This is a genomic window from Magnetococcus marinus MC-1 (assembly GCF_000014865.1).
GTDB lineage: Bacteria > Pseudomonadota > Magnetococcia > Magnetococcales > Magnetococcaceae > Magnetococcus > Magnetococcus marinus.
In genome coordinates, this window is sequence record NC_008576.1 from 211894 (window position 1) to 235405 (window position 23512).

Annotated in this window: 20 protein-coding genes; 10 read left to right on the forward strand and 10 right to left on the reverse strand. The window is 53.7% G+C overall.

The annotated features are described in order from the left end of the window. Window positions 1–56 precede the first annotated feature (56 nt). Window positions 57–3155 carry a bacteriohemerythrin gene (locus tag MMC1_RS01000; protein WP_011711894.1) on the forward strand — a complete coding sequence of 1033 codons (3099 nt, stop codon included), beginning with the start codon at window positions 57–59 and terminating at the stop codon, window positions 3153–3155. 175 nt (window positions 3156–3330) lie between these two features. Here the strand turns inward: MMC1_RS01000 and MMC1_RS01005 are convergent, their stop codons facing one another. Further along, on the reverse strand, window positions 3331–3672 hold the full coding sequence (locus tag MMC1_RS01005; RefSeq protein ID WP_011711895.1) for a hypothetical protein: 342 nt from the start codon (window positions 3670–3672) through the stop codon (window positions 3331–3333). Between the two features lie 195 nt (window positions 3673–3867). Here MMC1_RS01005 and MMC1_RS01010 point away from each other — a divergent pair, with 195 nt between their 5' ends. Continuing rightward, complete coding sequence (locus tag MMC1_RS01010) at window positions 3868–4053, forward strand: hypothetical protein (RefSeq protein WP_041640553.1); 186 nt, start codon at window positions 3868–3870, stop codon at window positions 4051–4053. A 94-nt stretch (window positions 4054–4147) separates the two neighbouring features. Here the strand turns inward: MMC1_RS01010 and MMC1_RS01015 are convergent, their stop codons facing one another. Both MMC1_RS01015 and MMC1_RS01020 read right to left on the reverse strand, forming a co-directional pair. After that, window positions 4148–4495, reverse strand: coding sequence for an STAS domain-containing protein (locus tag MMC1_RS01015; protein ID WP_011711896.1), 348 nt, complete (start codon window positions 4493–4495; stop codon window positions 4148–4150). 177 nt (window positions 4496–4672) lie between these two features. Then, window positions 4673–5839, reverse strand: a complete 1167-nt coding sequence (locus MMC1_RS01020) for a hypothetical protein (RefSeq protein WP_041640556.1) — start codon at window positions 5837–5839, stop codon at window positions 4673–4675. A gap of 176 nt (window positions 5840–6015) precedes the next feature. On the opposite strand from MMC1_RS01020, the gene MMC1_RS01025 reads away from it, so the two are divergent. Then, window positions 6016–7557, forward strand: a complete 1542-nt coding sequence (locus tag MMC1_RS01025; RefSeq protein WP_011711898.1) for a sigma-54-dependent Fis family transcriptional regulator — start codon at window positions 6016–6018, stop codon at window positions 7555–7557. Between the two features lie 28 nt (window positions 7558–7585). On the opposite strand, the gene MMC1_RS01030 is transcribed toward MMC1_RS01025, so the two are convergent. Next, window positions 7586–9055, reverse strand: coding sequence for an HD-GYP domain-containing protein (locus tag MMC1_RS01030; protein ID WP_041640558.1), 1470 nt, complete (start codon window positions 9053–9055; stop codon window positions 7586–7588). 293 nt (window positions 9056–9348) lie between these two features. Then, the gene (locus MMC1_RS01035) at window positions 9349–9684 is read right to left on the reverse strand and encodes a hypothetical protein (RefSeq protein WP_143711321.1); all 336 of its coding nucleotides are present in this window, start codon (window positions 9682–9684) and stop codon (window positions 9349–9351) included. 711 nt (window positions 9685–10395) lie between these two features. Here MMC1_RS01035 and MMC1_RS01040 point away from each other — a divergent pair. Both MMC1_RS01040 and MMC1_RS01045 read left to right on the forward strand, forming a co-directional pair. Beyond that, window positions 10396–10695 (forward strand): DUF29 family protein, encoded by a 300-nt coding sequence (locus tag MMC1_RS01040; RefSeq protein WP_041640560.1) that lies wholly within the window; start codon window positions 10396–10398, stop codon window positions 10693–10695. A 164-nt stretch (window positions 10696–10859) separates the two neighbouring features. Next, a complete protein-coding gene (locus MMC1_RS01045) occupies window positions 10860–11309 on the forward strand; it encodes a hypothetical protein (RefSeq protein WP_011711902.1) in 450 nt (149 codons plus the stop codon). On the opposite strand, the gene MMC1_RS21800 is transcribed toward MMC1_RS01045, so the two are convergent. Continuing rightward, on the reverse strand, window positions 11306–11539 hold the full coding sequence (locus MMC1_RS21800) for a hypothetical protein (RefSeq protein ID WP_160162641.1): 234 nt from the start codon (window positions 11537–11539) through the stop codon (window positions 11306–11308). The two genes, MMC1_RS01045 and MMC1_RS21800, sit on opposite strands and share 4 nt — an antisense overlap. Here MMC1_RS21800 and MMC1_RS01050 point away from each other — a divergent pair. The 4 genes from MMC1_RS01050 to MMC1_RS19400 all read left to right on the forward strand — a co-directional run bounded on the left by MMC1_RS01050 (window position 11538) and on the right by MMC1_RS19400 (window position 17323). Further along, window positions 11538–12590: an SEL1-like repeat protein gene (locus MMC1_RS01050; protein WP_160162642.1), complete on the forward strand. Its 1053-nt coding sequence runs from the start codon at window positions 11538–11540 to the stop codon at window positions 12588–12590. The two genes, MMC1_RS21800 and MMC1_RS01050, sit on opposite strands and share 2 nt — an antisense overlap. Before the next feature lie 135 nt (window positions 12591–12725). Further along, window positions 12726–13760, forward strand: a complete 1035-nt coding sequence (locus MMC1_RS19395; RefSeq protein ID WP_011711904.1) for a tetratricopeptide repeat protein — start codon at window positions 12726–12728, stop codon at window positions 13758–13760. Window positions 13761–13998: 238 nt separating this feature from the next. Beyond that, the gene (locus MMC1_RS01060; RefSeq protein ID WP_011711905.1) at window positions 13999–15027 is read left to right on the forward strand and encodes an amino acid ABC transporter substrate-binding protein; all 1029 of its coding nucleotides are present in this window, start codon (window positions 13999–14001) and stop codon (window positions 15025–15027) included. After that, the gene (locus tag MMC1_RS19400) at window positions 15008–17323 is read left to right on the forward strand and encodes an ATP-binding protein (RefSeq protein ID WP_011711906.1); all 2316 of its coding nucleotides are present in this window, start codon (window positions 15008–15010) and stop codon (window positions 17321–17323) included. The genes MMC1_RS01060 and MMC1_RS19400 overlap by 20 nt, the downstream gene beginning before the upstream one ends. 123 nt (window positions 17324–17446) lie before the next feature. Here the strand turns inward: MMC1_RS19400 and MMC1_RS01070 are convergent, their stop codons facing one another. The 3 genes from MMC1_RS01070 to MMC1_RS01080 all read right to left on the reverse strand — a co-directional run bounded on the left by MMC1_RS01070 (window position 17447) and on the right by MMC1_RS01080 (window position 21482). Next, window positions 17447–17788: a YdbL family probable chaperone protein gene (locus tag MMC1_RS01070; protein ID WP_011711907.1), complete on the reverse strand. Its 342-nt coding sequence runs from the start codon at window positions 17786–17788 to the stop codon at window positions 17447–17449. Window positions 17789–17816: 28 nt separating this feature from the next. Continuing rightward, window positions 17817–18005, reverse strand: a complete 189-nt coding sequence (locus MMC1_RS01075) for a YnbE family lipoprotein (protein WP_011711908.1) — start codon at window positions 18003–18005, stop codon at window positions 17817–17819. Window positions 18006–18170: 165 nt separating this feature from the next. Continuing rightward, window positions 18171–21482 (reverse strand): intermembrane phospholipid transport YdbH family protein, encoded by a 3312-nt coding sequence (locus MMC1_RS01080; protein WP_041640564.1) that lies wholly within the window; start codon window positions 21480–21482, stop codon window positions 18171–18173. A gap of 315 nt (window positions 21483–21797) precedes the next feature. Between MMC1_RS01080 and MMC1_RS01085 the strand changes: the two genes are divergently transcribed. Next, a complete protein-coding gene (locus tag MMC1_RS01085; RefSeq protein ID WP_011711910.1) occupies window positions 21798–23063 on the forward strand; it encodes an LbtU family siderophore porin in 1266 nt (421 codons plus the stop codon). Window positions 23064–23163: 100 nt separating this feature from the next. On the opposite strand, the gene MMC1_RS01090 is transcribed toward MMC1_RS01085, so the two are convergent. Beyond that, the gene (locus MMC1_RS01090; protein ID WP_011711911.1) at window positions 23164–23460 is read right to left on the reverse strand and encodes a hypothetical protein; all 297 of its coding nucleotides are present in this window, start codon (window positions 23458–23460) and stop codon (window positions 23164–23166) included. Window positions 23461–23512 lie beyond the last annotated feature (52 nt).

The following is a 23512-nucleotide window of genomic DNA, read 5'->3' on the forward strand; positions in this document are numbered from 1 at the left end:
AGAACGCCTATTGAAAATGTTAAGAAAAGCATCTAGATGGATATCTGGAGACAAAGATGAAGCTAAAGACCAAACTAATCACGCCAGTAATCCTTTTATTGGTCGTCACTGCACTGGTGGTTTTACAGGTCTCAAGTACGGCATTGCAACAAAACACGCATATTCTACTCGACGAACAGATCTCCGCTAAGATGGTCTCTGTTGATCAAAATATTGAGCGTATGAGTAATACTGCACTGTTGGCATCGGCTATCATCGCCAATCTTCCCCAGGTTAAAGAGGCTTACACATTACAGACCAGTGACGAAGCGGCCGCGCGCAAGTTGCTTGCTGAGCATATGGCGCCCATTAAAAAGACGGTGGAGCAGATAACCGGGATGAAACAGTTCCGGGTGCATTTTCACCTGCCCCCTGTACGCTCATTTTTGCGCATATGGAATGGTACCGGTGGAGATGACCTCTCCAGTTTTCGCAATACGGTGCAGCAGATCAATGTGCAGGGTAAACCGCTAAAAGGCATTGAAATTGGGCGCGGTGGCTTTGTGCTTAGGGGGATAGCCCCCATTATGAACGATGCCGGTGTGCAGGTTGGGTCCCTAGAAACTCTGCTGCCTATGGCAGAGGTTATGAAAAAATCCAAGGTGTTGGCCACCGAAGAGCTGGCCATTTTGCTGCATGACCGTTACCTGTCCATTGCAAAAAAATTGGAGAAATCCAATCCTAAGCGGGCCGGTAAATTTGTCTATACCGGTTCAACGAAGGGGTTTCTTGCCGATCTGGTTGAACCCGAGGCGTTATTATCGGCCATGCAGAGTGACCAAAAGCGCGCGCATAAACAGCACACTTTGGCTTACCATTCCATCCGTGATTTCTCCGGTGCCCCAGTGGGGGTTGCCGTCTACCAATTGGACCATCGCAAGGTGCTGGCCAATCAGCAACAGATGATCACCCGACTGATCGTGATTATTCTTATCTTAATGTTGTTCGCTGGATTGGCTTATGCCCTGTTGATTGCGCGGTTTGTTAAGCGCATTTTTCACATTGCCGAAGAGATTGGCGGTATAACGGGGGGCGATGTAACCCGTCGCTTGGCCATCGCCACTAAACCCGATGAGTTGGGTGCTATCGGTGGCAACTTTAACAAGATGGTACACAGCCTTGCCTCGACACTGCGACGGGTCTCTCTACAAGCTGAAAGCTTAACCGCCGCCGTACGGCAGTTGGGTGAGGTAAAGACGGTATTAACGGAAGATGCCACGGCCATTCGCAGCAGGGCCAACCAGACGGATGAAGAGACGCAACACCAAGTTGAAGTGGTCGCTAAAATCCATCAAGCGGTCAAAGAGACCAACACCTACATGGATAACATTGCGCTGCAATCTGGTGATTTGGCTCATAGCATGGATGAAGTAGCGAACGATGCAGAATCCGTATCCAGTAACGTAACCACCATGGCGGCCGCCGCTGAGCAAATGTCCATGAACGTAGGGGGTATGCAGCGCAATATTGAGCAGGTTAGCCAATCCATGGTCAGTGTCAATACGGCGGTGGAAGAGTTGCGCCACGCCTTGGGTGGGGTGGCTCAGCGCTGCCAGCATGCCCGCAGCGAATCGGACCGGGCCAGTCAGCAGTCGGATGAAACCCGTGAAGCCATTGAGCACCTCTCTGGTTACACCAAGGAGATTGGCAAAGTGGTGGAGCTGATTAACGCCATTGCCGAGCAAACCAACATGCTGGCGCTCAATGCTGCCATTGAGGCCGCCGGGGCAGGTGAAGCCGGTAAAGGTTTTGCTGTGGTGGCAAATGAGGTCAAAGAGCTGGCTACCCAGACCTCCAGTGCAACCCAAAGCATTGCCGACCAGATTAATGCCATCCAAAAACAGACCCGCGTTGTCTACGATGCCACTGGTGATGTGGAGCAGATCGTTCAGAACATCAACAGCGCCAATATGGAAATTGCTGAAGCGGTGGCCATGCAAACATTGGCCATTACAGAAATCAACCACTCTGTCGAGGCGGTACGTGAGGCTTCAAACACCACCAGTGGCATGGCCGGAGAGTTGGCCTCAGCAGCTACCGAGGTCGCACAATCTGCCAGCATGGCGGCGGGAGGGGTCGAGCGTATTGCCAACTCGGCGGCGGCATCGGCCCACGCAACCCATGAAGTGACGGCGGCCAGTGAACGGGCCAAACAGCAGATTGAACAGCTATTCCTCGTGGCCCAGGAGGTCTCTACCGGGGTCACGAATGTGGAACAAAACATGAGCGAGGTAAAGGATCTATCCCGCTATATGGAGGCCTCTGTACTACAATTTGGCACCTTGGTTGATATGGTTAGCAACAGCACGGAAAATCTAAATACCACCATGATTGCGCTGAACTGGGGCGAGGCTCCCTTTGATGTTGAAGGGGTTAAAAAAGCGCATCTTAACTGGTTAACCCGTTTGAGCCACGTCATTATGCGGCGCACCGCCATGCGTGCGGAGGAGGTGACCGATGCCCATCATTGCGAGTTGGGTAAGTGGATGGACCGTGAGGGACAAGAGCAATTTGGACAAACCCCCGTGTGGCAAGAGGCCGTCAAAGTGCATGAGCGCATCCATGAGCTGGCTAAAGAGGTGGTAAAGGCCAGCAATGCCGGCAATCTGGAACAGGCCAACAAGCTGTTTGCTGATTTTAATGCCTACCGGATCAATCTGTTTGAAAATTTGGATGCCATTTTTGTTGGGCCAGAGGTCGATGCCGAACCTATCGCGGTAGTATGGAAACCCAATATGAGTGTGGGTGTACAGATTTTCGATCAAGATCACCGGCGTTTGGTAAGTTATATCAACCGCCTGGAATTGGCTCATCGGGCCGGTCAAAGCAAAACAGCACTTGAGCGTGTCTTACGGGCACTGACGGATTACACCCTGATCCACTTCCGCCGTGAAGAAAAGATGATGACCGAGTCAAACTACCCCGGTGTGCAGGCGCACAAAGCCCAGCATACCAAACTGGAGGATCAGGTGGCGGATTATAATCGCCGTATGCTACAAGAGGAGTCGCACATTACAGAAGAGGTGTTAACGTTCCTAAAAGGTGAGTTCCTGGACCATATTATGCGGACAGACCATGAATATTCTGACCATTTCAGGAGCAAAGGGATCATCTAACCCCCGAGTGACGGCACAGGATAAAAAAAGCCCCCATGGGATCAACATGGGGGCTTTTTAGTGGGAAAACAACCCAAACGGTTGTGTGTAGACGGGGTTGGTGGTTGGTTTACCAATCCATAAACGACAACAGCAAGGGGTTGCTGAGCGTGATCTATCCGGGCTCGCGCAATCTTCAGCGTTGTGGGGGGTGTCGATTGGCCTTAACCGGCACCGGCACCATGGGGCGGGGTGGGGTAAGCCAGTCAACCACCAGACCGATAAATTTGCCTCTTGTGCCATTATCCTCGGGCTCGGCCAGCAGCATAACCGCAATGGCCATTTGGGCGCTGGCCAGGGTTAGACCCACAAAAAAGGTCAGTACGCCCAACACCAAAGCGGGTGCCGCTGAGCTTAGAATGAGGGTTCCCATATGTTGAAAATCCCAATAAACCATGGCGGTTACCAATATGGCGGACATGAAAAAGCCAATCAAGGCGTGACGCGCTAAAAATTTGGCCAATGTAAATTTATGCATAACTACCCCCGTTACCCCGCAGCAATGGTCGATATATACATGGAACAGTATAATCCATTATGACCAAATCAACCGTCCTGTCAATTAAACCGTTATGTACCAAAGCAAAGGGTTAACCGATTGCGGTAGCATTATCGTGGGTTATTGGGCACACTACGGGCTTGTTATTGCCTACAATGTATGAAAGAGCATCCTATGGAACACAATTTTGATCTGGAGATTCAAGGTGCGGATATACGCTCCTGTCCCTATTGTGGCTGGATCAACACCCCCAGTGGTTTTAAAAACTATCGTCCATTCTATATTTGCAAAGGGTGTCAACAGCGTTACACGGAGTTAACCCCACCCAGTGCGCAGCCACCCCAAAAGAAAGAAGAATAAAAGGGCAGCGACATACCGTTAGATGCCTCTGCGTAAGCTTTCTAGCAGTGGGTTATTCAGCGTGGCACCACCCTGGACAGATAACGGGCTGCCTTTAAAAACCGTCATCATCGCCGTGATGCATAAGTGGCTTGTGGGTTGTAAACCGCATAATCTCAAAGGAACGATGCGCGCCAAGGACCTGAATGGCATGGGTCACTTCGTCGGAAGGATTATAGAGCATCACCCGTCCCAGATTGCCTAAATGCTGTTTTAGGGCGTGGAACAGTCCAAAGGCGGCGCTGTCTATGTAGGTTACTTTATCTAGGTGGATCTTAAAGATGGTGCCAGGGGGTTGATCGGCGTAGGCTTCTTGAAAGGTTTCAATGCTGCTGACATCAAAGCGCCCCTCCAATATCAGGATCACCACCCCTTCTTGAACCTCTTTGTGCAGGGTTAACATGTAAACCCTCCCCTCCATGGTTATCTAAAAAGCGTTGTTTCCCCCATTATGGCAGCTTAATCGTAGGATGCAAACCGGTGTTCTGGGCGCGTAATTTGGGGTGATTGGATCAATCCTGATGGGCGGCTTGAAAAGTGACACGCTCAAACAGGGTAGATCTATGGCGTGGTAAACCCCCTAAGGCTGTTCCAACCGTCGCCAAGAGAGCCCCAGCAAGGCAGATGGGCGATTGGGTGCCGCCTGGTGGGAAAGCAGCAGATCCAAATCCTCCCCATCCGGGATGCCATACATGTGGCACCCCTTGCCCAATTGAGCGGGGGCCACATGCACCACCTGCATGGTGTTATCCTGTAGTGAGATTTGCTGCACTTGCGCCTTCCGTAACAGGGTAACCTCCAAGGGATTTTGGGGCAGTGTCATGCCACAGGGCGCAGCGGCAACGGCGCCAAGATTATGCAGATGTACCTCGCCTTGGTGCCAACCCAACCAGTGACCCACACCCAGGGTGTCATCTCGCCACAACAAGCGTAACCACGCACCATTAACCCGCAGATCTTGCAGGGTATAGTGGGTGTTGGGTTGAGTGGCCAATATCTTTGTTAAAGGTTTGTTTTCTATCGGTTGCCAGCTACGGCTGCCGGTGGGGATCACCCCTTGCAGCAGGTGTAGCGACTGGGCCGCTGCTTGGGGTTGTAGCATAAATAGGCTGATCTGGTAGCCTGACGCTAAAGGTGTGCCCGCGACCAGCAGTTGATCTTTTTGGGTTCCGCTATGGTGTGCCAGCAGGGTGGCACTGCCCCATTGGCGACCGCCATCATGGGAAAAACGTATAAAGATCTGGTTCTGTTCCCCCAGTGGTTGTTGGTAGACAAGCAGCAACTCTCCTGCGGGGTTTTCTAAAAGGTTGATGTGGGTCACCTCTTCATCCACCACCAATTGGGGTGGGTTCCAAGCGCGGGTATCGGCGGGACGTCGGGTCTGTTGCACCAATAGATGGCCCTGAGCATCGTGATAGGCCACCACGACGATCCCAGCGTGGGGGCCAGATTGCACCACATGCAAGATCGGTTGACGCTGATGGGGTAGGGTATCCCCCAGTTGGGTGGCTTCAAACTGTCCATCTTGCTGGCGTTGTCCGATAAACAGCATGCCCTGACTGCTGCGCCAAGCAAAATAGCGGTTTTTTTGCCATAGGCTTGTCATGGGACGGCTGTAGTTATCCATGGGAGCATCCAAGGCTACCCTGAGCACACCATCGGGAAAAGGGCTTTGGGCCATATAGAGTAACAGGGCAACCACCATCACCAACAGCAGCAGTGTATAGCGTAACACGACACGTAACATGGAAAATCTTTCTGCCCCAAAGCACGCGGGCTCTGTATGGATAGACGGGTAATCGCACATACCCTACGAGCATCCCTACCACGAAGCAGCGGGTGGGGTCAAACCCCATGCTTTACCCAGCCCTCCATAAACCCGTAAGATAAAGACCCGAGCAAACCGTCAACAGGGTCAAGCCCATGGATGATGCCGAGTTTTTAGAGGGACTTCTCCAACTGGAAGCAGAGCTGGAACAACGACCAGCCGCAGGGGAGCGGCATGACTATACCATGCTCACCAGTTTCTATCTGGAGAGTCTGCCCCGCGCGATGCATTGTGATGCGGTGCAGCTCTATCTGTTGGAAGCAAACCAGTGGTATCGCATGCTTGCCAACCCCCTGCATGGAGAGCCCATAACATTGGAGAGCGGCAGTACCATCCCTGCTTGTATCGAGAGCCATCAAGCCTTAATTACCCGTCAACCAGGACACCAAGCACGTCTCTGTATGCCGCTGGTCAGCCGGGTCAGGCGGCGGGTATTGGGGGTGATTGAGCTGTTGCGTTTTGGCGAGCAGGCACAGTTTACGGCGGCGGATTTGACCCGTTTGGAACCCGGTGCTGAAAATTTGTGTCAGGCACTGGATAACCTGTTGGTTACTGGCGCGTTGGTTACCCAGCCGGGGCAGCCCAGCCAGCCCCCGCCGCCGGTGGATGTGACCATCCGCAGTGTTGGGGTGGTCGCCGAAAGTGCGGTCATGCGCGAGGTGTTTACCTTGGCCAATACCCTAAGTGCGGTGCCGGTGAATGTCTTTATCAGCGGGGAAAATGGCACGGGTAAAGAGGTGGTCTCCCGCTATATCCATGATAACAGCACCGAGGGAGAGCAACCCTTTGTGGCGGTTAACTGTGCGGCCATTCCAGAATCCCTGGCGGAGAGTGAATTTTTTGGCTACGAAAAGGGGGCCTTTACCGGTGCTGTAGGTAGCCGAAAAGGCCATTTTGAGGCAGCCAATGGGGGGGTTCTGTTTTTGGATGAAATTGCCGATTTGCCCCTCTCCATTCAACCAAAATTTCTGCGCGCTTTACAAGAGCAAGAGGGGCAACGTCTTGGTGGGCAGAAGAGCGTGCCTTACCATTTTCGGGTGATCAGTGCCACCAATAAGGATATTCGGCAAGAGGTGGCGGCGGGGCGGTTTCGCGAAGATCTCTTTTATCGATTGTTTGCGGTGGATATTCACATTCCCCCCTTGCGGGAGCGAAGAGAGGAGATTTTACCCCTGGCGCGGGCCTTTTTGCGGGATATTAACCAGCGCTTTGGCAAAAAGGTTCCTGGTTTAAATCCAGAGGTTGCCGAACGCTTTGAGCGCTACCATTGGCCCGGCAATGTGCGCCAGTTGCGCCGCGAGATGGAACGTTTGGTGGCCCTTACGCCAGATGGGGCATCCATCGGCTTAGCCGCTTGTTCTCCTGAGCTGCGCCACAGTAGCCCGGTGCCCCCTGCGTTGGAGAGTTCGACTCTGCCGCTGTCAGGCTCACTATTGACCCCAACGGCGGCGGTTTTTCCCCTGCATCCCCATCTCCCTATGGCGCAACAGATGGTGCTGTTTGAGCGACACCTGATTGAGACAGCCCTACAGCAACATAACCATAACCGTACCCATGCGGCCCAACAGTTGGGCATTACCCGCCAATGGCTGCTTAAGCGACTGCGTTATTATGAACAGTTGGATCAGACCACCTAAACAGGGCGGTAGGGTCGGCGGTATAGGGTTAAACGGGGCAGCCGATAAGTGGTTTAAAATCAATGGGTAGGTTGCGGAGTTCCAAAAGCTGTTGTTGGATGTTATCCAAACGTTTATGGCCAACAGCCAGATGCAGATCCTTGAGGCTATCACCCTGCTTTATCACCAAACACTGTATCTGTTCCACATGGTCGGTATCCACCAACACCAGGTTATAATGCACGGGCTTGTGCAGGGTGATGCCCATCTCTTGCAGTTGCGCGGTATCCAGGGCCACCCCTGCCCGTTCCAATAGGTGGCAGGTTATGCCGTTGTGTCGCTTGAGCTCCGGTAGTTTGCAGCCTATGGCCAGCAGTTTGGGCAAAATTTGCAAGCGCCCAATCTCCTCAAAACTAATGCGTGCTTCATGCTGGGGGAGCACAAAGGGGGTACCATCGGCTCGGTGCAGCGCCCCTTCTAACTGGGGGGGCATAGCGATCATCAAACCCTTTTGCAACAGCAACCGGTGTTGGCGCTTGAAGGTGGTATACCATACCCGATAAAACTCCGGATTAAACCGCCCGCTCGCGGCCATACGGTTCATCTCAATGAGGGTCTCCAGGGGTGAGACCGGTCCTTTTAGGGTATATCCCTGGCGCAGGGCCGAATAGACATCAGCAATACAGACCAACTGCGCCAGGGCTTGTTCCTGGGGGGTGTAGCGTTGCCGGGGGTCCCCTTGCAGCTCGCTAAAATCACTAAGAATGCCGTAACCCGGCATACCGCTTTGAAAGCTCTCATGGTGGGCTCCCGCACAGAACGCCGGTAGATCGTGTAACTGCTCATTATTGCTGAGCATGAGGTAGCCAATCAGGGCATGGCGTTCGACCTCTTGCCGTTGCAGATCGGTAAGGGGGCCTTGATGGGAGAGAATCTCTTTACTCACCGCCGCTTTACCCACATCGTGCAGCATACCCGCCAGTCCAGCTTGAATCAGACGCTCTTTGGGCCATTGTAGACCCTTGGCCAGCTCGACACAGAGCAGGGCGGTCTCTACCCCATGCACCACGGTGGGTTCATCATGTTCACTGAGCTCTTTGATGCTTTCGGCAGCAAATTCTGTGTAATGATCCATGATCTCTTCGAGCAAACTGCCGATCTGTTCCTTAAAGGGTTGCAGATCAAGCCGCCCCTTGCGTTTGAGCAGCTCCAGGGCATCACGGGTCGATTTTACCCCTTCGGCAAAAATCACCGCACGGGTGGCGTCAAACATGGCATCCAAGCGCGAGGCACACTGTTTAATGCGCTCGGCAATTCTGGGTTGGGCGTAGACCTGATCAATGCCCAGGTTGAGCAGACGAACAATGGTGCGAGACTCTAAGTCAGAGCCGGCGGTTAGATAGGTGATGCCGTCCAATACCACATCGCGGGTAAGCACCAGTTTGGCATGGTGTAGGGTATCATCCAACCGATAAGCCTTTTCCGCAGCGGGGCGTTGGCTATGCAGTGCAGCGGTCATGGCGGGGATAGATAACCTCTGTTTGGGTCGAGAGTAGGGTGTATCGGTTGTAGTATGCCATGACCTATCCATAGAGGGCAGACCCTTTCATACCCGCCATAGAAAAAAGGTGGGATGGCCCCACCTTGTTTCTTTGCGGACAAAAACCCTTGTGTGTGCGAACACCTTGCTGACACCGTACCGCTTATTTTTAAAGATGCGGCTTGGGTGGGATAGGGGTGGGTCGTTGCGGTCACGCAACAACGCTAGACGGTTTACCCACATGGGGGGTAGCCGCTGCCCAAGTGGGATGACTAGCGATGCCGGTTAGCAGGTTCCACACCTGTGTAGAGGGGCGGGGTGTGTCGGGGAACATCCCGCCGCTGTGCCTCTCCATATAAGGAGGGGTTACGATGATGCCAACGCCCTTCGCCTACCACGCCCCGTTGGCTCAGCATAGGGTCATATAAGCGGGATACAAGGGTGGTTGCGTAGAGAGCCCGCTGTGTTGCCAACGGCTGAGGGGGGGCTGACACAGCTGGCGTACCCTGTCCCAACACCATCACCGCCAGAGCCATAACCAGCGCATGCCACACACAGCAGCCTTGCGCGATCGTTTGCCGAGCTTGGTGCCATAACTGTCTGAACATGGGTTGGCTCCTTGGTTTGGTGGTGCGCTGTAGGCGACCCACACCCTTGACTACCGCAAGGGGGAGGCCAATCCCGTCAATATTACAAATATCAAACGTAAACATGGAGATATCATGACAGAGACAGAATTTTGACCCTGTTTAATCCACATGCATACTGTAAACAATCCTATACAGTTAAGGAGAGCATGCGCCAAAGCTTGGGTTTTCATGGGGTATTTGAACCAGTGTTATCATTCGTTGTCTGTAAATATTTGTTTACATAGGCAGCGAGGAACTGCTCAAGGTGGCCTATTTTACCCCCTGGGGGAGACGATTTTTTCCACCTATCCCGGGGGGGGAGGGGCATACGACCCGACCTGATGGTGGGATAGCTCAGTTTAGAGTGATATTTTTTAATTATTATTTCAAATGGATAAGAATGAATTTTAGAGCATAGCACAAAGTTGGCAGAGAAATTGGACTATGGGAGGCAAGGAGTGAGAGTGTCACTGCTCGTCTGCCCACCGTGATGGGTACAAGCAGGGCCGATGGACCTACGCGACCCAACCGCTGGGCGTGTTAGGCCACACCTTTGAATCCGTCAGGGGACTGTTTATTGTTTCTGGCGAATTGCAGTCGCATCCTGTGCTTTCAGCGTAACGCTCACGGTTGCCCGTGGGGTGTTGCCACTTAAAAGTAGAGGATGCGATGTTCACATGGAGATGAACCATGCATACACAAGGTCATATAAACCAGCAGGTGACAACCCTAATGGGTTGCTTGATGCGTTGGGAACACCAACCGGAAAAGCGCAGTTTAATGTGGCGATTGGCCATCAGTAACTTACGTAACCAGATGGAATCAACGCTGCAAGAAAATGAATCCGATTTGATGGATCGTTTGGATCTCAATGCGGTTTATCGACAGCTCAAACCCGCCATTGCACGAGAAGCCAGGACACAGGTGCCCGATAGCTGCCCGTACAGTGTGGATGATCTGGTCGATCCCTATTTTTGGCCCAACGAATAGTACCACCCAGCAGCACCAGTGGATCGACAAAAGGGGACCTTAACCAAGGTCCCCTTTTGTGTGTAGGGGGCTTATAGGGAACTATTATGGTACTATATTACTCAATGCTAATATAGAGACTCACTGACACCCAGCCAAGGTGTTATCGCTTAGGAGAAACAACCATGACGTTGATTCCCAACTTTCCCCATGATGGTGTCATCACCATTAATCGGGTTTTATTAAAGCCTCAATACAGTGCCGATGATCTGCAAGAGCGGGTGGCGGAGCTGTGTGAGAATGTGAAAACCTACCATAGCACCACCGGTTTTGTAGGGGGTATGGTAACCATGAACAGTGGCAAAATCTCCAATGAGGGCAGTGATGTGGGGCAGGCCGTGGTCTCGCCACTACAGGGGCGGGAGGCGTTGATCATCACCTTTTGGCGTTCCTATGCCGAGCATGAGTCTTCGCACCGTAGCGAAACGTTTCAACCCTTGTTTGCCAAGGTGTTGGAGCTGTGTGAAAACGGTAATGAGGAGATCGCCTACGATATGTTATGGGCCGGTCAAGCCTATGATGCCGAAACCGCCCAAGCCGCACAGGCCCAGAAAGCCCGTTATGCCATGGCTTAACGGGAGATAACCCGCGCAACAAGCCGCTCAATGTGGCAGGGTATGGCTGCGGGGCCAAGTGCAAAGATGCCCAAACCCTGCAACAGTGCCAAACCCTGCAACAGTGCCAAACCCTGCAATAGTGTGGTAAAAAAAGGGGGTACGTAGGGCCAACGGGTACGCTGGGGTGGTGGGTTTAAGCATGCTCTACAGGAAAGGGTAGCGATGTATCGCTGGATGTTGATCCTCATGCTGTGCATACCACGTGGTCTGTATGGGGCCGCTTTACCGTGGCAGGAAGTGCAGAGTGCGGCGGTGGGTGGCCATGTAGAGGCGCAACGTATGCTGGGCCAGTTCTACCTGGAAGGTGAGGGTGGGGTGGAGAAAGATCCCAAACGGGCTGGGTATTGGTTGGAAAAGGCGGCGCGTGGTGGGGATGGGCTGGCCCAAAGCCTGTATGGTTATCTGCTCAGCCAGGGATTGGGGCGGGCGGTGGATGAGGAGGGGGCGGTTTATTGGTACCGGTTGGCCGCCGCCCAGGGTGAGCCTAAGGCGATGATTGCCTTGGCGCTAAAATATCGTGCCGGCTTAGGGGTTAAGCGTGATGCCCGTCAGGCCGTGCAGCTCTTTCGCCAAGCGGCGGAGCTGGGTGACGGGCGGGCTCAATACTATCTGGGCGACCATCTGGCGCGGGGGGAGGGCATCCCCAGGGATGGTGCGCAGGCGGCCCAATGGTATGAGCGGGCAGCCCGGAGTGGATCGTTGCTGGCTGCGCTGGCGCTGGGCCAGATGTTGGAGCAGGGTAAAGGGGTGCAGGCCGATGGGGCCATGGCCCGGCATTGGTATGAGCAGGCCGCCCAAGGGGGGCATGCCGAGGCCCAATTTCGCTTAGCACTCATGTGGGAAGAGGGGCGCGGTGGTGTACGCGATGTCGCCGTGGCGGTGGATTGGTACCGCAAGGCAGCGGCCCAGGGAGACACCCGAGGGGCGGTAAACTTGGGTTATCTGTTGGCCCATGGGGTCGGGGCCCCCCGGGATGAGCAGCAGGCGGTGGCTCTCTATACCCAAGCGGCCCAAGGGGGAAGCGCCACGGCCATGTATAATCTGGGGGTGCGTTACAGCATGGGAAGTGGGGTAAAACAGGATCTTATCGCGGCCTATCAATGGTTTCATCTGGCATGGCAGCAGCACTATAAGGGGGCTGATGCCGCGCGGGAACAGGTCGCCATGCAGTTAAAAGGGGCACAAATTGCCCAAGCGCGGGCGCAAGCGGCCCAGTGGTTAAGCGATAAGGGTCGATAAATGTGGTCACTGATTGGTGGTAAAACACAGCCATCCCTAGCAAAAAGCCTATAAAATAGCTAAAAATAGTAAGCTTAGTTATGGGTGCAGAGTTGTAAACATCCCCCCGTGGACTCCACAAACGGTGAGAACGCCATGTTATTGCGTATATTAACAATCCCTTTGATGATCACCCTGCTGCTGTTTGGAGCGGCCCTTGCGGAGGCACAAACGCCTTCAGCAGAGGCATTACCTGTGGAGCTGCAAGGGTTAAAAACCCGTGCTCAGGATGGCGATCACGAAGCGCAATATCGATGGGGGTTGATTTTAGCCGAGGGTAAAGGGGTGCCGCAGGATCTCAATGGAGCCTACAGTTGGTTCTATACCTCGGCCACGGCGGGGCATGCGGCCGCGCAGTTTCATTTGGCGAACATGTATCTTACCGGCAAGGGTACAGAGCAGGATGACCAAGCGGCTTTTGATTGGTTTCAAAAATCGGCCCGCCAGGGGCATCCCCTCTCTCAATATAATCTGGGGTTGATGTATTTTAAGCAGCGTGGTCCCGATCAAGATAAAGATGCCCCACTCAAATGGTTTACACGGGCCGCCAACCAAAATTTCCCGTTGGCTCAATTTAATTTGGGGGTGATGTATTTTCAGCAAAATCGCGCACCGATCAACTATGTTGAGAGCTTTATGTGGCTGGATTTAGCCGCCCGCAATGGTATGGATGAGGCCGAAAAATTGCGGACCATTTTGGGGCGACGGTTAAGTGATGATGAGTTGGTGCAGGCTGAAGCGTCAATCCAACGTTGGATTGAGAGCTATGGTGATGTACGGGGTGCCGGTCGGTCGGTGATCGCCGCACAGCGTCAAGCCTCGGGCAAGGTTATCTTAGCCAGCCTCAGCCGTGGTATGGAGTATCTGAAAAAAAGGTTCTTTACGACCCCTGCCAACCAAAACGCCTATGATCAATTTCAAGAGGTGCTCAAGGTCGATAGCCGCAATGGTTCCGCACAGGAGGGTATCGCCCGTATTGCCGATGGTTATATGGATTTGGTGGATCGGGACATTGGTTTAAAACATTGGAAAAAAGCCCGTAACTACCTAAACCGGGCCGAAGAGATCCTGAAAAAGGGTTACGGTGACAGCAAGCGGTTGGAGCGTCTCCAGACCAGCTTGAGCCAATAAAAAACATACTTTGCTAAGCAAGGGGGGCATAACCATGATAATGGATATGCCCCCCTTTTTTGACGCATAACAACAACTTTATGATTATCATATAGACGGGTAAGGCAAACATTTTATTCGATAAATCAGTTATTTTGACAATAGTATAACCTGAATATATGATAATGCCTGAAAGTCTGATAAGTTAGATCCACGACCGTCTCAGTAATAGGTCAATTACCGTGATCAAGGAATCTCCGTGATACGATTGGTCTGGATAGTGGGCGTCCTGTTGTTGGTGGTGGTTGGTGCGCCCGCCCAAGCTGCGCCAGCCTCTGATACCTTGGATAAGGTGCGTGCGCGGGGTCTGCTGAACTGCGGGGTTATGACAGGTACGCCTGCTTTTTCCCAGCAGCAGCCGGATGGTGCATGGCATGGTTTTTTTGCCGATTGGTGCCGAGCTTTAGCGGTGGCGGTGCTGGATGATGCACGTGCCGTCCATTTTATACAAGTGACCCCCGCGACCCGCTTTAAGGCGCTAACCGAGTTGCAGGTGGATGTGGTTATGTCCAACACCACATGGACCCTTTCGCGGGAGTATCAATACCAAGTGCGTTTTCCGGCAATCTATCTCTATGATGGTCAAGCGATCGCGACCCGTAAAGATACCCGTTGGCACACCTTGGCGCAGGCCAATCAGGCCACGGTGTGTGTGGAGCCCAACTCGACATCCCACGCTAACTTGCAGGAATATGCTCAACGCAATAATCTAAATTTTAACTACTTAGCCCTAAATCAGCAAGGTATCATCACCGCCTTTCTCGAACACCGTTGTGATCTTATAACCGATGACCGTATCGCTTTGACGGCCAATTTAAAAACCACTGCCAGCAATGATCAAGACTATGTGGTCTTTGCTGAAACGCTATCCCGTGAACCCTTGGCGCCCATGGTACGGGCCGATGATGAGCGTTGGCAGCGTATCGTGCGCATGGTGGTACAGGCCCTGCTGGTTGCAGATGAAAAGGGTGTCTCCCGCGACGCCTTAAAACAAAATCGTGAGCGCCTCAGTGATCCCGAGGTGCAACGTCTTTTGGGATCAGAAGATGATCCCGGCCAGTTTGTAGGGCTTTCCCGTGGCTGGGCGCGGCGCATGATTGAGGCCGTTGGTAACTACGGGGAGCTGTTTGCACGTCATTTGGGGGCGCAATCTAGCTTGCAGATGCCAAGATTGCTTAACCGCCCTTGGTCCCGTGGGGGACTGTTCTATGCTCCCCCCTTCCGTTAAAAAGCATCTTTTAGGCTATACCATCGCCCGTCGTCTTAGGCGCAGTATCGCTCTGTTAGTGCTGTTGGTACTGGTCATGAGTCTGTTGGCGCTGTTAGCCCTGTATAAATTTCAGTGGGGTTTTCAGCAGACATGGCAACATGATCAGGTACAGCTACTGATTGCGGCAGATCTTAATCGACAGAGCGAGCGGGTGGGCCATATCGCCGACACCTTGTTGTTGGCGGCTGATCGCCAAAGTTTGGAAGTCCAGAATGAGCTATTGGAGAACCAACTAACCCTGTTTCAGCAACTTACATTGACCCTGCGTACGGCGGGCAGGCAAGCAGGATTGGTCCATCGGGTCGAGCAGGTCTATCAATCGTTGGGTGATTCGGTACGGCAGCTCTACAGGTTACAGGGACGTATTTTGGCCTTGCAGAACGCTAAAAGTCACAAGATACAACAGATAATGCAGCACTATACGCAGCTGCAAAGCACCCTTCTTGATCAACCCTCCCTGGGCCATTACCCGCAGAGTCAAGATCGTGTATTAATCGGCCACCTGTTATGGGCCGGTGAAGCCCGTCATGAGGTCTTATTTGAAAAACGTAAAGCCCAAGTAGACCATGCCCTTGCCAATCTGAGGGAGAAATTGGAACACTATCCCCAACAGCGGGAACAGTGGCAGCCCATGCTAGAAACCCTAAACAGCATGGTGCAAAACTATTTGGCGCAGATTCCCCAGTGGTTACTGGCGGATCGGCAGCGTCAGGGGGTCATGGTAGAAAACCGCCGCTATATCACCCAATTTGCTGAAACCACCCAGGCGCTCTATGACGCCTATCGTCAACAGGTAAACAACCAAGCACGGCAGCAGCAGAGCATGATGCGCTGGAGCATCATCATCGTTGTGACATTAACCTTGATATCTTTAATTATACTGTATTTATTAGTACGTTACCTGTTGCGTGATGTGCTGGGACGGTTTGCTGCTCTACACGACACCATGTCCAGCCACGCGCAAGGTAAAAGTGTGCCCATTGTCGCAACGGGCGAGGACGAGATCAGCCGTATGGCACGAGCGTTTGCGCTGTTTGTGTATAAACGGGCTGAGGCTGAGCAGGCCCTTAGCCAAGCTGTGGAGCAGGCGCAGCGGGCCGACCGCGCCAAAGGTATTTTTTTAGCCACCATGAGCCATGAAATCCGTACCCCTTTGCACGGTATTATCGGCACCAGTCGGCAGCTTAATCGTATGCCGCTGGATCGGCAGGTGGCCCACAAAGCGCAGGTGATCGAGCAGGCCAGCCAAGCGCTATTGGGCATTTTAAACGATGTGTTGGATTTTTCCAAAATTGATACCGAACAGCTTGTACTCGAAGAGGTGGTGTTCGATCTGCCGCGCATGCTGCAAGAGCTCTATGCCGTTGTCCACTCCCAGGCCGAAGAGAAGGGTTTGCAGCTGCACCTCCAGCTTCAAGAGCCTCTACCGAGAGCCTGCCGGGGGGATCAAACCCGCCTGCGTCAGATTCTTAATAATCTGCTGAGCAACGCCATTAAATTTACCCAACAGGGTGAAGTAACACTACAGGTTGCTCTAACCGGAGAAACCGACCCTGCCCCATGGGTAGCCTTTGCCGTGGCAGATACGGGCATTGGCATTGACGAGGCCCACCTAGAGCGATTGTTTGAACCCTTTAAGCAGATGGATGAGAGTATCAACCGGCGTTTTGGCGGTACAGGGTTAGGTTTGGCCATCAGTGCCAAATTGGCAGAGGCCATGGGGGGTAGCATAAGGGCCAAACGTCGTACAGAAGGGGGATCTCTGTTCACCTTAATGATACCCCTGCGACAAGTGCCCATCGAGCAGCTACCCAAGCCCGCCCAGTCGCACATGGAAGCCGCCGATGCCATGCCTGGGTTAAAGATTTTATTAGCCGAGGATGATCCAATCAATCAAGAGGTTGCCATAGGTATTTTGCAGGAGGATGGGCACCAGGTGCATTGTGCCAACAATGGTCAACAAGCCTATGAGATGGCCCAGCAGCAGGCCTATGATCTGATTTTGATGGATCTACGCATGCCGATTATGGACGGCCTACAGGCCACCACTAAAATCCGCGCGGCGCATACCGGCCTTAACCATGCAACGCCGATCTTTGCCTTAACCGCCGATGTGTTAAAAGATAGCTTGCAAGCCTGTCGCACAGCGGGTATGGACGAGGTGTTGACCAAGCCCATCCATTTACAACATTTGCGCTATATGTTGGAGCGTGTGCAGCCCCAGCATTTATCCCCGCCCCAAGAGCGGCCCTGAACGCGCCGCGAGGGGTCCACCCTTGCTCTGTGCGCCATGCAGGGTAACGATCGCTACCGGCATAGCTTGCGCAACACCACCAACAGGTGTGGTGGCATTGCGGGGAAAAATATTCCGCGAAGCTTAGCGACGCAGCCAACCCCCAGAGGGTGACAATACATAGGTACCAGGATCGGCACGCTCAATCAATTTTTGCCCTGCGACCCCCTCTACAGAACGGAGGGAGATGTTATTTTTACTGGCAATTTCACGGTATTTATCGCGTCTTTTCAGGTTGATCTCTTGCATCAACTGTTTGGCGCTGCTGGGGGCCGAAGGGGTGACAAGACCCACATAGCCATCCCCCTGTTCGCCAAGATAGCCTGCTTGTTTGGCCTCATCCAAAGGGCTGGCCTGTAGGGCAGTGGTGAGCAGCATCGCGAGCATAAAGGGGACAAAACGGCGAAGAAAGACTGTCAATTTCATGTGCATAGCTCCTATTATGCGAAGAGGATTAGAATAGGTCGTTGCTTTGATCCAGCAATTTGTCCACATCCTTTTCCACTTTGATGCGCACTTCATGTTCTATTTTGACATTTAAATTAATGGTAATGGGTTTATCTGGTGCTTCCACCGATACGCGCGGTGAACAGCCCAACAGCAGGGCGACAGGGAGTAGGGTAAGCAGAAGGGGGGATCGCATGGTGAACTCCTTTTCCAGCGCTTAAAGATCCATCGTGTCTCTCATGGGTGCCACAAGTTTGACCGCTTGTTGCGCGTGTTTCAAGCCCGCTTACGGCCTTTAGGTACAAATACCCTGGTGACGGTGGGTTGCCCAGCAGAGGCAAGCGCAGAAATTGGGCTGGCCCTACTGTAAAATACCTTCACGTTTGAGCATGGCTGGGATATCAAACCCCTCCATTTCGCGGTTAAAGAGATCGCCCAAAGCCCCTTCTACGGAAAGATTTAAGATAAGCGCGTGCCCCTGGTAAAGATCGGGATTTTTGCCCTCGGCGGCTACCTTGACCTGTAGGGCACCAGCCAGATCGCCATCCATGGTCACGGTTAGTTGCTTGTAATGTAAATTTTCCATGGCTTTAGCAACAATACTTGGCTGCTCCCCCCCTGCTTTAAGGGCCTCTGCACTAAGGGTTTGATTGGCAATAATGCCCCCGCCATGGGTAAACAGCGTGGCATGATCGAGTAAAAGACGTCCCCCCACCATTTTAACCGGCATGCGGCCATAAAGTTGACCTGTGGCGGTAAAGCCCGGCAGTTTGACCAATTTGGCCATCTCAGCCAGATCCACATTTTCCACCTCAAGCAGCAGTTCATGGTGGGCATCTTTAAGGTTAAAGGTGGCATGGTTGGCTTTGATCCAACCGTTGGCAAAGGGAATTTTTAACCATGAGATAACCAATACGCCATCGGGTCGCAACAGCAATTCAGCCTCGATGTTGCGCACGGGCAGGCCAACATCCAACAGGTCAATGTGTAATCGGTGGGGTTGTCGGCTCTTGGGTGGACGCAACGATGCCAGCTCCAAGGTCAGATCCAGCCCCTCCAAGCGGGCCGGGCGGGTCTGCATGCCCACGCCATGCAGTCGTAAGGTTAGATCCGACCGCTCCGCAGCACCCCAGTTCAGGTGGCTTTGCAGTGAGACCTCCCCCTCAACCCCTTCAAGCTTACCCTTCAACATGCGCAACAGATCCTTCGGTTGTATGCCCTGTGCCCGTAGCAGCAGAGGGGTCATCACAAGGGCGGCATTACCCACACCCGTGGGTAGAGAGTGGTTAACCCGTAGATCCCAATTTAAGATCCCCTTTAGATCTGCCAAACGGCCATCTAGGGTGAGATGGTCGTTCTGCACCAGCAGTTTGCCCTGGTATTGAAAGGGGGCAATCTGCCCGGTGGCTGCCATGGGGCGAAGAATCACCTTAGCAATGGTGCCGTGCGCCGTAATCTTGCCTTTATCGGCACTGGCCTGTAGCTGAAGATCCAGATCCCGCACCAAAAGGTCTTGCCCCTTATGCTTAAAACGCCCCCCCAACAGGGTGCTGCTTGCATGCCACTGTGTGGGTGATCCCGTGAGCGCCAGGGTCATGTGTGGGGTGCGGATTTGTACCAATTGGGGCGTTTTCTCCTGCTGAATAAGCAGGTCGGTACGGTGTTCCGGGAATATGAGCTCAAGATCCAGTCGGGGTTGCGTCGGTTGCTGCCAGTTGAAGTGTAGCTTGGGGGCGTGGATACAGAGTGGGGATTGCTGGCCCTCTAGTACAAGACCCGCGCTGGGTGTGAAGGTGGCATACTCTAGGCTCATGCAGTGGGATAAGGCGGCATGCAGGTGATCTTCTCCCCCGCTAAAGGGTAGCTTAAACGCCACCCGTCCCTGTTTGAGGCGGCTACCACCGGGCAGCGTGCCATCCAAGTGGCTCTCTAGCTGAAGTTCACCCTGATAGTCGGCCAAACGGCCCGCGCCATGTCCATGCAGTTGCAGTTTGTTGATCTGTAGAGCGTGCCACTCCAGTTGCTTGAGCTGCACCTCTAGCTGCTCAAGATTAAAGCGTAACTGTTGGGTGGGTTGATCCAACTGGGTTTGGGCCGAGCCGCTCAATGTGGCGTGCAGTTGACCCCCAGCCGAGAGGGCTAGGTTACTCTGGAGAGCGCCCTCTAGGTGTAATCCCTGGTGGCCATTCCAGTGCAGCTGTAAGGGTTGGGGCAGCTGGGCCTGAATACGGACCCAGCGGCCATCACTACCCAACGATTTGGCCCAGGTCTGTAACGATGGGGGCAGGGGGTGCTGGAGCGTAACTTGGGTGTCAGGATGCAAAGTCAAGCCCATACCTTGCGGTTCTGGCTGGGCGGTTAAGGTGGCGGTTAGGTTGCCTGTGGCGGCACCGGGTTGCAGCGCGGTTAGCTGAAACTCAGGGTACAGGGTCAGGGTGGGACGCCAAGCCGCATGAAGGGGAAATTTTCCACCCACCGCATAGCGCATGGTGCCATCCAATTGGGTTGCTGCGGGCTGCTGAAACAGAGTTTGCCACCCACGCAACCGATTAAAAGCCCATTGCCCGTGCAGCTTAAAGGCATCGCTACCGGCCGGTTGGGTGAGTTCACCGGTGAGCGCAATCTCCCCCTGGTGGGGATGGTTAAGTTGGAGGCCAAAGCGGCTCCAACCCTGACGCACTACCCCCTGCTTGAGCCAATCTTCCACGGAGGCGGTTAGATGGTAGGCACTGTAACCCTTTATCTGACTCTGTGGAGGGAGGGGTAGGTTGGTGGTCCACGCTTGCAAAGCGGCACCTGCTAGGGTGCCACTAAGGGTAAGGTTGCCTTGGGGACCGCCTTGCAGTCGACTCTGCCCTTTAAGCAGGAGATGGCCAGGGTGGTGAGCATGGGCAATTCGTAGCTGATGCTGCGCTTGGAGACGTGGCCACTGACTGCCTTCAAGCAGAGCTTGCAAGGGGCCATCCAGCCGCAGCCCCGCCAAACCTGTGAGTTGGCTACCTGCATAGGGGATGGGGAGGAGAGGCGGTTGAAAATGATCCAGTTTAAGATCGCTCTGTAGCTCTACCCCATAAGGGGGAAACAGGCTCAATGCCCCTTTGAGCGTCATATCCAAGCCAGGCAGGGAGAGCTGTAACAGCGTGTGTAGATGGTCAAGGCGGTGTTCCAATTGGCCCTGCAATTGGGCGCTCAGCAGACCTGTGGGGGTGTTGAGCTGGAGCTGACTGTGGACAATCTCCACGTGGTCAATGGGCAGGGTGGGCAGCTGAAACGGTTCGGCGCGGCTCGGTTGGGCAGGGGCTTGGTTCTGGGCCATGGGCCACTGTATAGCCCCTTGGGCATCCTGTTGCAAAGTGATCTGTAGCCCTTCTAAACGCAGGGCGGTGAGTGTTCCGTGCAACAAAAGGCTAGGTGTGTAGAGCAGCTCAATGCGTTGCCAAGCCAGCGTGCCATCTTGGCTACGGGTTGGCCCCACCACCAAGCGGTTAAGGTCCAATTGGGTGATCTGCACCGGTAGAGGTGGTAACCCCTGTTGTTGCAGCAGGTGGGGTAACAGGGCATTAAGCAGGGGTAGGCGTACCAGGAGCAATATGCTCACCAGCAGGGCAAGGCCCGTCAGGGTGAAAAGTAACACCCGTAAGCTTTTGCGACCTACCGTTTGAACCGATACCATGACGCCTATGTTTCCCGAGTAAGCCCCATTGAACCTGCGTGGGATAAACCGAACCATGGCGCATGACAAAAACCGTTGTGTCATGAGCAAATCCCTTACAGCTGGGATAGGGGGCTGGGTTTATCAACCATCCTCAACCAGTATGCCTGAATCATGGGGGTAAAAGCCAATCGTGGGCAAGCAAACGAGACAGACCAATAGGAAAGTGATGCAGGTTTTTTAAGATTATGTCGATGTTAGGTTATGGAAGCATGGGGTGCGCGGGCAGGGGGCGCCCAGCAGAACAGGGATGTAAAGCGGCGAGGGGGGCTATCTATGACCAAAAAAATAACCGTATGGGTGTCAGGAGCGCTGTTTGGCACCATTCCCCTGCCCTGCATGGCGGCCGAGCTGCCCACAGTGGCGGAGATGTGGAACATTGTCTTGCAGCAGCAGCAACAGATGGAACAGATGCATCGTCAGTACCAAGAGGTTATGGTTGAGCAGCAGTTACAGTTGGAGCTGCTCAAGCAACAGATCGCTCAAGCCACGCTGCTCATGGACCAGGGGCAAGGGGGTAATACCGCAACATCCTCGGGAACGTCGGCCACGGGTTGGACGAACCGCCTGACCATTGGCGGGCAGGTGCGGGTGCAGGCCAGCAGCACCGAGCATAACGGTACCAGCATGAGTACCCTGGAGCATGGCAGCAACATAAAGGTACGGCTGGTTGAGTTGGATGTAGATGCCAAGATAAACAAATGGGTAAAAGCATCGACCCAATTAAAATATGAGCATGATGGGGCGACGGCCTTTAATGTGGATCAAGCCACCATCACAGTGGGGGATAGTGAACGCTATCCCATGACCTTAACCGTGGGCAAAATGACCCTACCTTTTGGTTCCTATGCCAGCAGTGCGATAGCCGATCCCTTAACCAAAGAGCTGGGTGAAATTGTGGATGCGGCGGCGCTGGTGGCGGTCAAGATGCGGGGGTTTACCGCCGATTTTTATCTTTTTAATGGGCCCTCACAAAAACAGGGCGATGAAAATAGCATCGACCAATGGGGTGGCGATCTGAGCTATCGCTATGAGCGTGGGGTTTTTACCGCCGAAGTGGCGCTGCACTATGTGAACAGTGTGGAAAACGCTGGGGGCATAAGCACAGCCATCGCCAAGGTAGATTCCATGACCGATATGGAAAATTACAGTGCTGCGTGGGGTTTGCATGGTGCTTTAACGTGGCAGGATACCACCCTGTTGGGGGAGTATGTGCAGCTTATGGATGCTATCTCCAGCAGTACGGGGAGTACAGGTTGGAACAATAGCCAGCTTAAACCATCGGCGTGGCACGGGGAGATCTCCTATACCCTGCCGATTGGTGGCAAAGCGAGCAACATTGCGCTCTCCTACAGCGGCAGCGATGGGGCACAAGCGGTGGGTTTAATGGCCCAGCGGGTTGCGCTGCATGCCAGTGTGGAGGTGATCGAGAACACAGCGGTGCAGATGGAGTGGAGCCGCGATCACGATTATGACAGCAGCGAGGGAGGCAGTGGTAACAGCGCCGATACGACAACCCTGCGGTTGAGGGTAAAATTTTAGGGCGCACTGCCCAATAACCCACGCGCGCACGCCCCCGACGGGGCCATGGGCCACGCCGGTGGGTGGGCGCGTTTACAAGGAGGCGTGCAACAAACGGGCCTTACGCCTCCTCTTCCCCCTCATCCTCACCCTCGCCGGTGAGATCAACGATCCAGCCCAGACCAAACTGACGAATTTTAAAGGTGTGCAGCGGCTGGCTTGTCGTGACCGCTTGTACCAAAGCCTCGGTGGCAGGTAGCAGATAGAGCTCGCCATAAATGGCATCGAAATGGTGTCTTAACTGCGCTTCGTCCAAAGTTAAGTCTGTATGGCGGCGTGCCATGGCGATGGCGGCGGCTTGATCCTGGCCCGCACCAAGAACGCCATGTCCTTCATGTACAACGGCATAACCATCCATAAGATCACCTCCTGTGGCAACATGGAGAACGCATAATAAGTTGTGGGCATGT